The organism is Serratia sp. Je.1.23.a (genome assembly GCF_051129805.1).
In the GTDB taxonomy this organism is placed as follows: Bacteria; Pseudomonadota; Gammaproteobacteria; order Enterobacterales; family Enterobacteriaceae; genus Serratia; species Serratia liquefaciens.
Genome location: NZ_JBCPSR010000002.1, coordinates 168,691 through 182,993 on the forward strand (window position 1 = coordinate 168,691; position 14,303 = coordinate 182,993).

General features: G+C 59.7%; 12 protein-coding genes and 1 riboswitch. Of the genes, 4 read left to right on the top strand and 8 right to left on the bottom strand.

Annotated features, from left to right (window positions below; genetic code table 11):
* Positions 1-30: 30 nt before the first annotated feature.
* Complete coding sequence (gene opgB / locus AAZT04_RS08540) at positions 31-2,334, bottom strand: phosphatidylglycerol--membrane-oligosaccharide glycerophosphotransferase (RefSeq protein WP_434679691.1); 2,304 nt, start codon at positions 2,332-2,334, stop codon at positions 31-33.
* 291 nt (positions 2,335-2,625) lie between these two features.
* Here opgB and AAZT04_RS08545 point away from each other — a divergent pair, with 291 nt between their 5' ends.
* A complete protein-coding gene (locus tag AAZT04_RS08545) occupies positions 2,626-3,357 on the top strand; it encodes an ABC transporter substrate-binding protein (protein ID WP_128865313.1) in 732 nt (243 codons plus the stop codon).
* Positions 3,358-3,409: 52 nt separating this feature from the next.
* Here AAZT04_RS08545 and AAZT04_RS08550 read toward each other — a convergent pair whose 3' ends face one another.
* The 4 genes from AAZT04_RS08550 to AAZT04_RS08565 are packed head-to-tail and all read right to left on the bottom strand — an operon-like array spanning position 3,410 to position 6,570.
* Positions 3,410-4,345 (bottom strand): ABC transporter substrate-binding protein, encoded by a 936-nt coding sequence (locus AAZT04_RS08550; RefSeq protein WP_149572689.1) that lies wholly within the window; start codon positions 4,343-4,345, stop codon positions 3,410-3,412.
* A gap of 28 nt (positions 4,346-4,373) precedes the next feature.
* Positions 4,374-5,141, bottom strand: coding sequence for an ABC transporter permease (locus AAZT04_RS08555; protein ID WP_434679694.1), 768 nt, complete (start codon positions 5,139-5,141; stop codon positions 4,374-4,376).
* Entirely contained in the window at positions 5,138-5,893 is a 756-nt protein-coding gene (locus AAZT04_RS08560) for an ABC transporter ATP-binding protein (RefSeq protein ID WP_116690190.1), read from the bottom strand. The genes AAZT04_RS08555 and AAZT04_RS08560 overlap by 4 nt, the downstream gene beginning before the upstream one ends.
* Positions 5,890-6,570: a TenA family protein gene (locus AAZT04_RS08565; protein WP_258089394.1), complete on the bottom strand. Its 681-nt coding sequence runs from the start codon at positions 6,568-6,570 to the stop codon at positions 5,890-5,892. The genes AAZT04_RS08560 and AAZT04_RS08565 overlap by 4 nt, the downstream gene beginning before the upstream one ends.
* 65 nt (positions 6,571-6,635) lie before the next feature.
* A riboswitch (TPP riboswitch) is annotated at positions 6,636-6,738 on the bottom strand.
* 157 nt (positions 6,739-6,895) lie between these two features.
* Between AAZT04_RS08565 and AAZT04_RS08570 the strand changes: the two genes are divergently transcribed.
* The 3 genes from AAZT04_RS08570 to gap all read left to right on the top strand — a co-directional run bounded on the left by AAZT04_RS08570 (position 6,896) and on the right by gap (position 10,050).
* Entirely contained in the window at positions 6,896-7,918 is a 1,023-nt protein-coding gene (locus tag AAZT04_RS08570) for an LLM class flavin-dependent oxidoreductase (RefSeq protein ID WP_258089395.1), read from the top strand.
* A 68-nt stretch (positions 7,919-7,986) separates the two neighbouring features.
* Positions 7,987-8,961: a GlxA family transcriptional regulator gene (locus AAZT04_RS08575; protein WP_041415496.1), complete on the top strand. Its 975-nt coding sequence runs from the start codon at positions 7,987-7,989 to the stop codon at positions 8,959-8,961.
* Positions 8,962-9,039: 78 nt separating this feature from the next.
* Positions 9,040-10,050 carry a type I glyceraldehyde-3-phosphate dehydrogenase gene (gene gap / locus AAZT04_RS08580; protein ID WP_371078121.1) on the top strand — a complete coding sequence of 337 codons (1,011 nt, stop codon included), beginning with the start codon at positions 9,040-9,042 and terminating at the stop codon, positions 10,048-10,050.
* A gap of 73 nt (positions 10,051-10,123) precedes the next feature.
* Here gap and AAZT04_RS08585 read toward each other — a convergent pair whose 3' ends face one another.
* The 3 genes from AAZT04_RS08585 to AAZT04_RS08595 are packed head-to-tail and all read right to left on the bottom strand — an operon-like array spanning position 10,124 to position 14,223.
* Positions 10,124-10,912: an inositol monophosphatase family protein gene (locus AAZT04_RS08585; protein ID WP_434679698.1), complete on the bottom strand. Its 789-nt coding sequence runs from the start codon at positions 10,910-10,912 to the stop codon at positions 10,124-10,126.
* 24 nt (positions 10,913-10,936) lie between these two features.
* Positions 10,937-11,998 carry an ABC transporter ATP-binding protein gene (locus AAZT04_RS08590; protein WP_048762334.1) on the bottom strand — a complete coding sequence of 354 codons (1,062 nt, stop codon included), beginning with the start codon at positions 11,996-11,998 and terminating at the stop codon, positions 10,937-10,939.
* A complete protein-coding gene (locus AAZT04_RS08595; RefSeq protein WP_371078120.1) occupies positions 11,995-14,223 on the bottom strand; it encodes an ABC transporter permease in 2,229 nt (742 codons plus the stop codon). The genes AAZT04_RS08590 and AAZT04_RS08595 overlap by 4 nt, the downstream gene beginning before the upstream one ends.
* Positions 14,224-14,303 lie beyond the last annotated feature (80 nt).

Sequence of the window (14,303 nt, forward strand, 5' to 3'; positions counted from 1 at the left end):
ATAACGCGGACGCCGCATGCAGCGCGATGATCAGGAAGCGGGGGCAGCCTGTTCCACTTTCAGCGAGACCAGGCCAATACCCAGTTTCTTCGGTACAACACCGCCGCTGGCACCTTCTTGTGGCTCCGTGGGGGCCGGCGGCGTGATGCTGATGTTTCTGACTCCGGCAGGATTGTCGAAGCGCAGCGTCACGGTGGTGTCCTGTTCGCTGAGCGTCACAAACTGTTCCTGATTGCCGACGCGCACCGAGATAGGTTCGCCGACGTTTTTACCGTAGGCGCGGGCGCGCAGCACCAGATCGAATGCTGATGGCAGGGGATCGACGTAATCAATATTCACCGTCGGCGCCAGGTTGGCGTCTGACCAACGGCCCCAGTCCTCGACGCTGGAAACACCGGTGATCGCCTTCACCTGTTCCGGCATGCCCGGCAGCATAAAGGCGATGGCGTCCGCGTGATATTTAACGGCGGCGTCGTCGACTTTTAGTTTATCGACGGCGCTTTGGTAGGCGGCGATGCTATCGTTTGGCGGGCGCTCAAAGTCTATTTTGCCGCGATAGCTGCCCCCTTTGGCCTGCACGATGTGCGGTGGGGCGGCCAAGCTGCCCGACGCGACGCAGGTGTCGGTGCTCAACGCCAGTTCTGGCGACCACACCCGACCGATTTCATAACATTTGTCGACCCAGACGAATTTCTCGCCCGCCCCCAGTCCGGCAAGCTGTTTTTTCAGCGGCGTGGACAGGTAGACGTTAAACATCGGCTCAATTTTGTTGTCCGTCACCTTCAGAATAAACGGCACCTTAAAGGTGATGCCGGAGAAGGTAAAGCGGTTGCCCCGATCGTCGAGACTGTAGTTTGTGATGCTGTTCGGGAAGCCCCATTGCTTGACCACCGCCGGTTTCCAGGCGTTGATTTTTTCGTCGATATTTAAAAACAACGTCGCCAGCGTTGGGCTGGACAGGCTGCTGCGACCGAGGCCAATGTAGTTATCGCCACCCATCACGTCCAGCACGGTGGCGCCGTTGTCCAGCGTGCTGCGCTTCTCGTTATGCAGCGCGGTCTGCGGGCGGGTGCCGTCGATAATAAAGAACAGGTTGCGGCGTTTCTGCTTGGTCAGGATGTCATAGGCGGTATTGTTCATCGCCAGATGGTCCGAAGACACCACGATAACGGTATTTTTGAAGTACTCGGACGCCTTGATTTTGTCGATCAGCGCGGCGATATGCTGTTGGCTGCAGGCCACTGCGCTCAGCGACCGATTCTCTTTATTCTGCCAACGGAACGACTTTTTGCTGCAGCTGGCGGAGATAAAGCCGTCCGGGTGATGGGTGTCCACGGTCAAGGCGAACAGCGAGAACTTTTTGTTCTGCTTCGACAGCTCGACGAATTTGTCGAACACCACGTCCAGCACGGTATCGTCGTACCAGCCCCAGTCATTTTTGTAGCCGGGGTCGCTAACCTGTCCGCGTAATTCCTTAAAGCCGTAGGCATGGTCAAAACCGTGCGATTTCAGGAAGGTGTCTTTGCCGGCGAAGGCCAGCTCGGCGCCCTGATAAAAGTAGTTGTCGTAACCGGCGGATTTCAGCACGTCGCCCAGGCAGACGTTTTCCGGGTAAAAGGTGGATACCGCGCTGGAGGCGTTGCCGTCAAAGGGGGCAAACAATGGGATACCGCACTGTGAGGACACCATACCGGCGATGGTGTAACCGGTGCCGGGCAGCTGTTGGGTATTGCTGAAGTCGATGCTGTTTTCGCGGTGCTGGTTCAGTTCGTCGGTCAGGCCGGGGAAGGTTTGTTGGTCGAAGTAGGTTCTCTCCAGGCTTTCAGCATAGATATACACCAGGTTCGGCGCTTTGCCCTGTACGGTTTTCTTCGGCGCTTTGTAATAGGTGTCAAAGTCGGCGGTATCGCCGCTAATCTGGCTCTTCACCAACAGCGAGATGTCCTGAAAGGCGGGAGTAGTGCCGACGGAAAACAGCGCCAGCAGCACGGCGAGCACGCTGTAAACTACGCTGCTGCTTTTCGCCTTGCGCCGTACCAGACTCCAGGTCAGCAGGGTGAAGATCAGCGCCAGCACCGCCAGCAGGCCGACAAACGGCAGCAGGTATTTGCCGACGCCGGCACCCTTCAGGCTGCTGGTGAGGGTGTAGATCACCGCATCGGTAATGCCGTCACCGGTAAAGTAGTTGCTGGCGATCAGCACCACGTTGAGGATCAGATAGCTGCCCAGCAGCGTCAGCAGGGTGGCCAGCCACCAGCGGTTGGCGGCGGCACGGGTGCGGTAGATTAAAATTGAGGCTAAAAAAAGTGCAAACGAGATTAATGCTGAAACCATCCACCGTACCCTGTCTGATTAAAAAGGAAATCTTAACTGCCCTGGCAAACGCCGCCGACCCAAGCACGACGCGAAAGAGGAAGGGTATAGCGCATTGAAAGCGCCAGGGTCAATGCGTGTTTGCGCTGCCCTGGCGTGGCAGAGTGCGATCGGTCGTTTTTGTGACAATAGTGTGACATGAATCACGCCGGCGAGGCGAAAAGCGGCTGAATGTTGCTCATCCGAGGTTTGGCTCTAGCCTTAATGGAGAGCGTCGACGAAACACCTACACCCTTTTTTCAGGAGAAAGCCATGCATAGCATTCCCGCCGCCGTACTCGATGATTTGGCCCCGCAGGGGATCCTGCGTGCGGCCATCAATCTGGGCAATCCGGTGTTGGCGCAGAGGGGGCCAGACGGCGAACCTCAGGGGGTATCCGTGACGCTGGCCGGCGCGCTGGCCCGCGAGTTGGGCGTGGCGCTGGAGTTGGTGACCTATGATGCCGCAGGCAAGGTTTTTGCCGCGTTGGAAACCGGAGACTGGAACATCGCCTTTATGGCCATCGAACCGGTGCGGGCGGCTCAGATCGCGTTCAGTGCGCCTTATGCGATCATTGAGGGGACCTATCTGGTGGCCCAGGCGTCTCCCTGGCAACAGGTTGCCGAACTTGACCGGCCCGAGGTGCGCATTGCCGTAGGCCAGGGAGCGGCTTATGACCTGTATCTGTCGCGAACCTTAAAGCAGGCGCAACTGGTGCGTGCCGATACCTCCGCCGACGCGATCGCCTTGTTCCTCGAACAGGGGTTGGATGCGGCCGCGGGCGTGCGTCAGCCGTTGCTGGCTGCCGCAGCGCAAAACCCGGGGTATCGGGTGCTGGCCGGGCATTTCACTGCCATCCAGCAGGCCATGGCGGTTCCGCGACAAAAAGCGTCGGGGGCGGCCTATGTGCGTGATTTTGTGGAGCGGTGCAAGGCGAGTGGCCTGGTGCTGCAGGCTTTGCAGCGCAGCGGTCAGGGTGACGTTACCGTCGCGCCTTCTGCCTGAGGGGGAATGGCAGGGGCGCGACATACTGCGCCCCTGATAAAGCGGATAACCTTTAATTCAGCTCTACCGCGTATTGCTCCACCGGCGTGATTTTTTTGATCAGCTTGTTGTCGAACAGGAATTGTTCGTAGGCTTGATAGCGCGCTTTATCCAGCTTCGCCGGATCGGTTGCGAACAGCGGCAGGCTGGCTTGCCAGGCCTGTTTGTTCAGCTCGGTATTGAGTTCCGGATGGGCTTTGGCGAACGCCAGCCAGCTTTCCTGCGGATGGGCGTGCAGATAGTCGCTGCCTTTTTTCAGCGCCGCGAGGAATTTTTTGATTTTCGGCTCGGCCAGCGAATCGCGATTGGCGACGATAATCAGCTCGTCGTAGCTCGGCACACCGTAGTCTTCCACGTTAAATACCACCGGATCTTTGCCCTGCAGTTTCAGCTCCAGCGCTTCAATGTTGCGATAGCCGCCGATTACCGCATCAACCTGACCCGCCAGCAGGGCGCTGGTCAGTTGGAAATTAACGTTAATCAGTTTGGTTTCATTGGGGTTGAGGTGTTCATGCTCAAGCATGGTCGCCAAGGTGGCTTGTTCGATGCCGCTGACCGAATAGCCGATTTTTTTACCCTTAAGTCCTGCCGGGGTGGTGATGCTTTTATCCAGCGTCATCACGGTATTAAGCGGTGAGTTAATCAGGGTGCCTACGCGCACCAGCGGCAGGCCCTGATCGGCAAAAAAGTGCAGCTGCGGCTGGTAGGTGATGGCCAAATCGGCCTGTTTTGCCGCCACCAGGCGCGGCGGCAGCGCCGGGTCGGAAGGGGGTACAATCTTGACGTCCAACCCTTCGGCCTTGAAGGCGCCGATCTGCTCGGCCACCATGATGGGCGCGTGGTCGGGATTAATATACCAGTCGAGCACCAGCGTCAGTTTTTCCGCGGCATTGGCCTGGCTTGCCAGCATGGCGCCGAGCAGCAGCCCGCAGACGGTATTTTTAAGCATGGTTGTTACCCTTGTTGTTGTGAGGCGATCAATCATTTTCCGGTGCCCAGTCGATCAGGCGCAGCAATAGCGCATCAACCGTCACCCATAGCAAGACGGTCATCAGCACCAAAATAAACAGCGCGGCAAAGCAGATGTCGGTCTGCATGCGCGCGTTGGCGTTAAGCATGACGTAACCCAGGCCTTCCGCCGAGCCAACCCATTCGCCGATGATGGCGCCGATAGGGGCGACGGCGGCGGCCATCCGCAGCCCGGAACCGAAAGCCGGTAGCGCCGCCATCAGCCGTACGTGACGCAGTTGGGCCCAGGGAGAAGCGCGCAGGGTACGGGCCAGATCGAGATAATCGTTATTGACCCGCCGCAGCCCATCGAAGAAGGCGGAAGTCACCGGGAAGAAAATCACCAGCACCGCCATCACCACTTTGGCGCTCATGCCAAAGCCGAACCACAGCACCAACAGCGGCGCCAGCGCAAAAACCGGTATCGCCTGGCTGGTCAGCACCAACGGCATCAACCAGCGCTGCAGGCGCGGCGAAAAGATCATGCACAGCGCCAGCGTGGCACCGAGCAAAACCCCGGCCAGCAAACCGCAGGCGATCTCCGAGGCGGTGATCAGCGTGTGATAAGCGAGGTAAGCCCGGTTGTCCCACAGCGCCTGTGCCACCGCCGAGGGGGAGGGAAACAGGAAGGCGGGGATATCGCCCAGCGTGACCAGTGCCCACAGCAGCAACAGGCCGGTGAACACCGTCAGGCTGCGACGCATCCGCGACAGACGGCTTTCAGAAAGGGTTTTCATCCGGCGGCCCTCACCAGTTGCAGCAGCAACTCGCTCTGGCTTTTCAGCAACTGAGGATTGTCCGGCGCTCGCGGCGGTAAGCCCTCGATAACATGACTGTCGTCCAGCCCCGCCGGATAACGGGACAGCACCAGCAGGCGGTGGCTTAGGCGGCAGGCCTCCATGGGGTCGTGGGTGATCAGCAGCACGGTATGCTGCGCCAGCAGTTCGGCGGCCAACTGCTGGATCATGGCGCGGGTGATGGTATCCAGCGCGGAGAAGGGTTCATCCATCAACACAATCGGCTGGCGCTCATACAGCGTGCGGGCAATAGCGGCACGTTGACGCATGCCACCGGACAGCGCGGCAGGCAAGCTGCGGCCATAGCCGTTCAAGCCCACGCGTTCCCGCAGATGTTCCGCCCAGGCGCGGTCGACCTTTTCGCCGCGCAGCCGCGCGCCAAGGCTAATATTTTCGTCAATTGTCAGCCAAGGATAGAGCAGATCCTTTTGCCCCATATAGGCGATACGTCCGGCGATCGGCAGGCCGTCGCTGCCGATAACCGTACCGGAAGTGGGTTTCGCCAGCCCGGCGATGATCTTCAGCAGGCTGGTCTTCCCCGCGCCGCTGGCGCCGAGTAGGGCAACGAAGCTGCCGCCGGCGATATCGAAATTCAGACCATCGAAAATCACCTGCTGACCAAAGCGCAGGGTCAGATCCCGTACCTGAATACCGGGCCGGGCATTGCCGTGCTGCGTGTCGCCGAGGCTCATTGGGCATTCAACCCCATCTGCCAGAAGGCGGATTCCAGGCGGGTGGCGGTGGTGAAAATCGCCGACAGTTCGTTCAGGCGGCTTGGGGCACCCCGCTGGAGGCCAACGTTTTCCAGCAGGTCGAGGGAGGCTTGTACGCCGCTCAGATACGCGGGATCACCATAGTTGCGGATCCACGAGGCATAGGGATTGCCTTCCATCACGGTGTTGGGATCGTTGAGCAGGCGCAGACCGATTTCGGCATAGCCGGCGACGCAGGGCATTAACGCTGCCAGCAGATCCAGGGCATCTCCGGCGTGGCCGATATCGAGCACATAGCGGGTGTAATTGAGGGTTTCCGGCGCTTCGAGTTCGGCGGCTATCTGCGGTTCGCTCAATCCCCAGTCGGCACAATAGGCCAGGTGCAAGGGCAGTTCGGCGACAATCGCATTGAGCGAAGCGGTAGCGGCACGCATTTCAGGCAGGGTACGCAGTTTGCTGACCAGCAGGGCATAGGCGCGGGCAAAGTGGATCAGGAACAGATAATCCTGCGTCAGGTAGCGGCGAAAAGCGGGTTCCGGCAGCGTACCGGCGGCCAGTTGCTGAATAAAGGGGTGTGCCACATAGTCCTGCCAGTGACCGCCGGCCTGTTGGCGCAGCTTTCCGTAAAGACCGTTATCGAATAAGGGAGTAAACATGGGACCTCCAAAAGTGAGTGGAGATCCGGGCGCGCTGAGGTGAGGTATGAACAGGCAACCGCCGTGAGGGGATTGCCGACCGTCCCTTCGCTGGCATGACCCAGATCAGGTTCAAAGGGTTCGACTTGCGCCATCTCAGCCCGTAACAGGACACCCCTCGGAGGAGCCTGTTATACGATATTTACTTTTTGATTACAATGCTCAGGCAGTGTGGCGTCGTGGCGTAAAAGGATCCGTTTAGTGCGATCGGCCACGATATTTCTGGCCGGAAGGGGGCGATTTTTGTCACTGTAATCCGGTCATTAATGAATCTAAGGATCACCCCATGAAGAAAATCGGCTTCCTTTCTTTCGGCCACTGGACGCCTTCGTCGCAGTCGGGCACCCGTTCGGCGGCAGATGCGCTGCTGCAATCCATTGATCTTGCCGTGGCGGCAGAAGAGCTGGGGGCGGATGGGGCTTATTTTCGCGTACACCACTTTGCCCGCCAGCTTGCCTCGCCATTCCCGCTGCTGGCAGCCATCGGCGCCAAAACCCAGCGTATTGAGATCGGCACCGGCGTGATCGACATGCGCTATGAAAATCCGCTTTATATGGTCGAAGATGCCTGCGCCGCCGACCTGATTTCCGGCGGGCGGCTGCAACTGGGCATCAGCCGCGGTTCTCCCGAACAGGTGATTGATGGCTGGCGTTATTTTGGTTATACGCCTGCCGAAGGCGAGACCGAAGCCGATATGGCGCGCCGCCATACCGACGTCCTGTTGGAAGCGCTGCGTGGCGAAGGCTTTGCTGAACCTAACCCGCAACCGATGTTCCCGAACCCGCCGGGCTTGCTGCGGGTAGAACCTTTCTCCGCCGGGCTGCGCGATCGCATCTGGTGGGGCGCCAGCTCAAACGCCACGGCGATCTGGGCGGCGAAGCTGGGTATGAATCTGCAAAGCTCGACGCTGAAAAACGACGAAACCGGCGAGCCCTTCCACGTGCAGCAGGCCAAGCAGATCCGCGCTTATCGCGATGCCTGGAAGGCCGCGGGTCATGCACGCCAGCCGCGGGTGTCGGTCAGCCGCAGCATCTTTGCGCTGATGAACCAGCAGGATCGCAGCTATTTCGGCAACAGCGGTCAGGACAGCGATCAGGTGGGGTATATCGATCAGCAGACTCGCGCGGTATTCGGCCGTAGCTATGCCGCCGAGCCGGAACTGCTGATCAAGCAGTTGGCGAAGGACGAAGCGATTGCCGAAGCCGATACCTTGCTGCTGACCGTGCCCAACCAGCTAGGCGTTGACTACAACGCCCACGTGATTGAGTCGATCCTGACTCATGTCGCGCCGGCGCTGGGCTGGCGCTGATGAGAGAAAACGCTTCTCAAACCGGGAAGCGTTATTGACTTATTTTGTCGATTTTGTATTTTAAGGCCATGCATACATTTCTGATTATCGTCCCCGAAGGGGGCATGCTGTTCGAATCGGCGGGGATCGCCGACATCCTGATGCAGGCCAACCGCTTGCGGCCCGATGACGCGCCGCTCTACCAGATGGCGATAGTCACCACGCAAACCCACCGGGTGGTGCATGGCTCGTCCGGTTTGAATCTGTTGGCCGATCATCGCCTGGCGGATCTCGACCCTGAGGTGGAACGCGATACCATTATCGTTACCGGCAAAGGGGCGACCGAGGAAGAAAGCGCCTTTGTGGTGGATTGGCTCCGCCGTGCGGCCCCCAAAGCGCGGCGCGTGGCCTCCGTTTGCGGTGGGGCGATGCTGCTGGCCGAGGCCGGTCTGCTGGACGGCCGCCGGGCGACCACCCATTGGCGGCTGCTGGAAACCTTGCAGGCCCGTTTCCCCAAAGTGAAGGTCGAAAATGGGCCGATTTACGTACAGGATGGTGCGGTCTGGACCTCTGGCGGCGTCAGCTCCGGGTTTGATCTCACGCTGGCGCTGGTGGAGGACGATTACGGTTTCGTGCAGGCCCGCGAAGTGGCGCAGGATTTGGTGATGTTTTTGCGCCGCCCCGGCGGGCAGGCGCAGTTCAGCCGTTACCCACTGAATCAGGCCAAAACACCGGGCCCTATCCGCGATCTGCAGAGCTGGATCCTGGAGAATCTGGCCGAGGATCTTTCCGTTGAGAAACTGGCCGAACGGGTTGCCATGAGTCCGCGCAACTTTACGCGCGTGTTCACGCGTGAAACCGGCATTTCACCCGCCAAATTTGTCGAAGAAGGGCGCTTGTACATCGCCCGTCAGCGTCTGGAACAGAGCTCACAAGGCATTGAACAAATCGCCACCAGCAGCGGTTTCGGCAATGCGCTCAATCTGCGCCGCGTTTTCGAACGGCATCTGCAACTGACCCCAACCGAATACCGCGATCGCTTCCATTCACGCACTTTGGCGTAAATTGATCTACAAACGTCATTTACGACATGCTCCCTGCGGCTTAAATTTACACCAGAGCCAATAACGAAGGAGTAGATCATGGTCAAAGTAGGCATTAATGGATTCGGCAGAATCGGCAGGAATGTTTTGCGCGCTGCATTAGGTCGCAGCGACTTTGAAGTTGTGGCGATCAATGATTTGACCGACAGCCAAACCCTGGCGCATCTGCTGAAATACGATTCGCTCTCGGGCAGGCTGGCGGCCAGCGTCGAGGCCGGTGAAAACCAGCTGCTGCTGGACGGCAGGCCAATTCATGTCTTCTCTGAAAGAGATCCGGGCGCCATTCCATGGAAAAGCGTGGGCGTAGACGTGGTGATCGAAGCGACCGGTTTTTTTGCCGACAAAGCCAAGGCGGAAGTGCACATCACCCGTGGTGGCGCCAAGCGAGTGATTATCTCTGCGCCGGCAAAAGACGACGACATTACGATAGTGATGGGCGTTAACCAGGATCAGTACGATCCGGCCAAGCATCGGGTGGTCAGCAACGGCAGTTGTACCACCAACGGTTTGGCGCCCGCCGCGCAGGTGCTGCATCAAGCCTTTGGTATTGAGTACGGCCTGATGAATACCACCCATGCCTACACCAACAGCCAGGCGCTGCACGATCAGCCGGAAAAAGATTTACGGGGTGCCCGTGCCGCCGCGGAGTCGATTGTGCCTTACTCCAGCGGTGCGGCCAAAGCGCTCGGCAAGGTGATCCCGAGCCTGGATGGCCTCCTGACCGGTTATTCGCTGCGAGTGCCGGTGCCGGTGGTCTCTATCGTCGACCTGACGGTCACGCTGAAACGCGAAGTGACCAGCGAAGAAATCAACGCCGCTTTCCGCCAGGCTGCGGAGTCAGGGCCACTGAAGGGCATTCTCGGTTACAGCGATGAGCCTTTGGTGTCGAGCGATTATAAAGGCGATCCGCGCTCGTCGATTATTGATGGGCTTTCCACGCTGGTGATCGGCGGCAAGTTGGTCAAGGTGCTTGCCTGGTACGACAACGAGTGGGGGTTCTCTAACCGCCTGGTCGATCTGGCGGTGCTGATGGAAAAACGCGGGTTGTAAATACCTCGCGGTCGAATATGTTCGTCCTTTCACTCAGGCAATAGCCCCCTCCAGGGGGCTATTCAACGTCAATTCAGAGCTGTGCAATACGCATTAACTCTTCTTTCGCCCCAGGGGCCACCGCCAGCACCGGCCCGCCGCGCAGTAAACGTTCCCCTTCGGTATTGAACGGGTGGGTCCAGCCACCGGCTTCGTTCACCAGACAGTAACCTGCCAGACAGTCCCAGGCGTGCATGTAGGGTTCGTAATAGCCCACCAGCCGTCCTGCCGCTACCCAGGCCAACATCATGGCGCCGGAACCGTTGCGGAAGAAACTGCCGCCCACGGCGGTGATTGCGGCGGCAATTTCGCCGACGCGTTCCGGTTTAACATAGCTGTTGGCGCCAAAACCGGTGACGTGGTTTTGCATGGTGCGCTTGGGATCCACCCGTAGTGGTTTGCCGTTGAGGGTAGCTCCCGCGCCGCGCGCGGCCTTAAAACACTCCTGCTGGCAGGGGGCAACAATTACGCCGATCACCGGCTCGCCCTGATGGATCACCGCCACGGACACGCACCAGTTCGGCATGCCGTTAACGAATGGGCTGGTACCGTCGATCGGATCCACCACCCAGGTGTAACCGGAAGCGCCGGGTTGCAGGCCAAACTCTTCGCCCAGGAAACCGTCTTGCGGGAATTGGCGGGCGATGTGTTCACGGATCAGCAGTTCAACCTCGCGATCGGCAATCGAAACCACGTCTTGCGCATCGCGTTTGGTTTCAATCACCAGGCTCTCGCGGCGGTTAAAATAATCCAGCGCCTTGGCTCCGGCTTCGCGGGCCGCCTGTTCTGCCAGCGTCAGGCGCTGAGTAATCTGTTCGTTCATCTTCATTCCTTAACGTTGTTAGGATCACTGGGCAATCAGTGCCAGACCCTGAGTTTTGAAGTCAATGGCCACGCGGGTGGTCGGTGCCAATTGGCGTTCCATCTGCACATCGACAATAAACAGCGCGCCGAGATCGGTTTTTACTTCATATTCGATATGGTCCCCAAGCCAGGTGCTATGGGTGACTTCGCCGTTCAAGGCGCCGCTTTGCTCCGGCAGTAGGGTGATAAACTGCGGGCGTACCGACAGTTGCGCTGCGCCGGGACGCGCCTTGCCACCCGGTACCCGGTACTGGCGGCTGCCGAGGGTGATCAGCGCTTCGCCGCCGACCACTTGTTCTATGTCACAGGGCAGGATATTGGCCTCGCCCATAAAGTCGGCGATAAACACCGACGCCGGCGAATGGTAAAGCTCCTGCGGCGCGCCCTGTTGGGCAATATGCCCTTCTTTCATGACGATAATCTTATCGGAGACCGCCAGGGCTTCTTCCTGATCGTGGGTCACATAGACCGCCGTGAAGCCGAGGCGCTGCTGCAAATCGCGGATCTCGGTGCGGACGCGGCGACGCAGCCGCTCGTCGAGGTTGGATAAGGGTTCGTCGAGCAGCAGCACCTGCGGTTCCAACACCAGAGCACGCGCCACGGCGATGCGCTGTTGCTGGCCGCCCGAGAGCTCAGAGGGCAGGCGTTGGCCCATGCTTTCCAGACCGACCAATTTCAGCCCTTCACGTGCCCGATCCTGTGCCTCTTTGCGCGACAGGCCGCTGGCGAGCAGGCCGTACATCACGTTATCCAAAGAGTTCATGTGCGGGAACAGCGCGTAGGATTGAAACACCATCGCGACGTCGCGCTCGTTGGCGGGCAGATGCGTGACCTCCTTGCCGCCAATCAGAATACGGCCTGAGGTCGGGTGTTCCAGACCGGCCAGCAGGCGCAGGGTGGTGGTCTTGCCGCAGCCGGAAGGGCCAAGCAGCGTCACCAGCGTGCCGGGCTCGACGGTGAGTGAAAGCCCGGGCAAGGCGGTGAAATCGGCAAACTGTTTGGTGACGTTCTCAAACACCACCGAGCCGGAACGAATGGCAGTCATACGGCATTCTCCTGATGTAAGGCCGGTGGTGGCGTCACCGGCGGTGTGGTAATACGGATGGCACGGCGCAGGCGACGTTCGCCCACCAGCAGCTGGAAAGTGAGGATCACCGCCAGCATCACCACGATAAGCACGGAGGAGTAGGCGATGGCCACGCCGTATTCCCCGTTTTCGACCAGCCCGACGATGTAGGAGGTGGCCATGTTGTACTGGGCGCTGACCAGGAAAATCACCGCGCTGATGGAGGTGATCGCGCGCACAAAGGCGTAAACCAGTGCCGCGCTGATGGCCGGTTTCAACAGCGGCAGGATCACTTTGCGCAGGGTGCGGAAACTGCTGGCGCGCAGGGTCAGCGAGGCTTCATCCAGGCTGCGATCCAACTGACTCATGGCGGCGATCCCACCCCGAACGCCGACCGGCATATTGCGGAACACAAAGCAGGCGACCAGGATCAGGGCGGTGCCGGTGATTTCCAGCGGCGGCAGGTTGTAGGCCATGATGTAACTGACGCCAATCACCGTGCCGGGGATGGCAAAGCTGAGCATCAACATAAACTCGAAGGTCTGGCGGCCGGCAAACTTCTGCCGCACGATCAGCCAGGCGGTGAGCAAGCCGACGATGGCCGTGAGCGGGGCGGCGATCAGCGCGATTTCCAGCGTGGTCCAGAACGAGTTCCAGGCGACGCCGGTCCAGACGATCTGGCCGCTGTTCCAGTGGAAACCGAAGGCGCGAGCGTAATGGCCCAGCGTCAGGCTGCTGTCGAGTCCCCATGACTGCACGAAGCCGCCGATCAGGATCATGCCGTAGATGACCAGCGTGAACAGGCCCCAGGGGATCACCAACGCGTATACGCCGTAGCGCAAGCCCCGCGGCAATCCACAGTGGGTGCCGGAATCCCCTTTGCCGGTAACGGTGGCGAAGCTTTTCCCTGCCAACCACAGGCGCTGCAAAATAAAGGCGCTGAGGGTAAAGCACAGCAGGATAATCGCCAGCACGGCGGCGCGGCTCGGATCGTTTTGCGCGCCGACCACTGAGAAGAAGATTTCGGTCGACAGCACGCCGTGGCTGCCGCCCAGCACCATCGGGTTACCGAAGTCCGCCATGCTTTCGATAAAGCTGATCAGGAAGGCATTGGCCAATCCGGGCGCCATCAGCGGCAGGGAAACGTAGCGGAAAGTGCGCCAGCGGTTGGCGCGCAGCGTTTGCGAAGCTTCTTCCAGCGAGGGGCTGACGCCTTCCACCACGCCAATCAACACCAGAAAGGCAATCGGGGTAAAGGAGAGCACCTGAGCAATCCAGATACCGGTCAGGCCATAAAGCCAGCGGCCGGGTTCAATGCCGAACACCCCGGCGAGCAGCTCGGTCACCACCCCGGCACGGCCAAACAGCAGCATTAGCGCCAGACCGATCACGAACGGCGGCGTAATGATCGGCAGCACCGTCAACATGCGCAGCCCTTTTTTGAACGGCAGCGGCGTACGAGTGGCGGCCAGGGCAAAAGCCAGGCCGAGCAGCGTGGATCCGCTGGCGGTCATCAGCGCCAGCGTCAGGGTGCGCCAGGCGGTACCGCAGCTGCCGCCCTTCAGGCAGCTCAGGCTCCAAATGGCCGGATCCTGCATATTGGCGATCAGGCCGTCGGGCTTGAACGATCCGTCCACGTCCTGCACCGAGGCGACAAACATGCTCAGCACCGGGTAAAGCACGAAAGTGGTGACCAGCGCGACCAGCAGCACAATGGCGGCGACCACAAAGGCATCGCCCTTCAGCACGCCGCGTTCGGCCAGCGCGAAAGAGAACAGCAGCAAAAATGTGGTGATCAGTAAAATAGCGCCGGCGCCAAAAGCGGGCTGGCCGTCGCTGAGTGCGCCGAACAGGTGTTCGCTCCACTGCCAGTTCCAGCCGCTGTAACCAATGGCATGGCCTTCAAACAGCAGAAACACCACGCCGACCAGGCTGGCAGCGATCAGCAACTGCGAGCGAAAACGGCCAATTTTCAGCAGGCGAGCCAGTGCGCAAACCAGCAGCATCAGCAGGGCAATCGCCAGCCACGGGCGTTGAAACGTCAGTATTTGCCACAGAGCGGGTGCACTCGCCTGATCCTGCCACAGCGTAGTTAGCCAGCCAAAGTCGAAGACCCCGGCTTCCTGGCTGTACCAGGGCAGCAACAACAGTGCCAGTGCGCCCAGCACGAGGGCCCCGTCAAGGCGGCGGTTTTGAGCATTCATCTTAACCTCGAGAGTTCATATGTCCTTCACCGCGCCCTGCATGGGCGAGCGTGACCTCGCCCGGTTTATTGCAGAGCGCA

Excerpts from the sequence above, each read along its gene's own strand:
- AAZT04_RS08560 (WP_116690190.1), bottom strand. The coding sequence starts at position 5,893 with ATGAGCCTCGGCGACACGCAGCACGGCAATGCCCGGCCCGGTATTCAG.
- AAZT04_RS08585 (WP_434679698.1), bottom strand. The coding sequence starts at position 10,912 with ATGAACGAACAGATTACTCAGCGCCTGACGCTGGCAGAACAGGCGGCC.
- AAZT04_RS08550 (WP_149572689.1), bottom strand. The coding sequence starts at position 4,345 with ATGCTTAAAAATACCGTCTGCGGGCTGCTGCTCGGCGCCATGCTGGCA.
- AAZT04_RS08565 (WP_258089394.1), bottom strand. The coding sequence starts at position 6,570 with ATGTTTACTCCCTTATTCGATAACGGTCTTTACGGAAAGCTGCGCCAA.
- AAZT04_RS08545 (WP_128865313.1), top strand. The coding sequence starts at position 2,626 with ATGCATAGCATTCCCGCCGCCGTACTCGATGATTTGGCCCCGCAGGGG.
- AAZT04_RS08570 (WP_258089395.1), top strand. The coding sequence starts at position 6,896 with ATGAAGAAAATCGGCTTCCTTTCTTTCGGCCACTGGACGCCTTCGTCG.
- gap (WP_371078121.1), top strand. The coding sequence starts at position 9,040 with ATGGTCAAAGTAGGCATTAATGGATTCGGCAGAATCGGCAGGAATGTT.
- AAZT04_RS08555 (WP_434679694.1), bottom strand. The coding sequence starts at position 5,141 with ATGAAAACCCTTTCTGAAAGCCGTCTGTCGCGGATGCGTCGCAGCCTG.
- AAZT04_RS08590 (WP_048762334.1), bottom strand. The coding sequence starts at position 11,998 with ATGACTGCCATTCGTTCCGGCTCGGTGGTGTTTGAGAACGTCACCAAA.
- opgB (WP_434679691.1), bottom strand. The coding sequence starts at position 2,334 with ATGGTTTCAGCATTAATCTCGTTTGCACTTTTTTTAGCCTCAATTTTA.
- AAZT04_RS08595 (WP_371078120.1), bottom strand. The coding sequence starts at position 14,223 with ATGAATGCTCAAAACCGCCGCCTTGACGGGGCCCTCGTGCTGGGCGCA.
- AAZT04_RS08575 (WP_041415496.1), top strand. The coding sequence starts at position 7,987 with ATGCATACATTTCTGATTATCGTCCCCGAAGGGGGCATGCTGTTCGAA.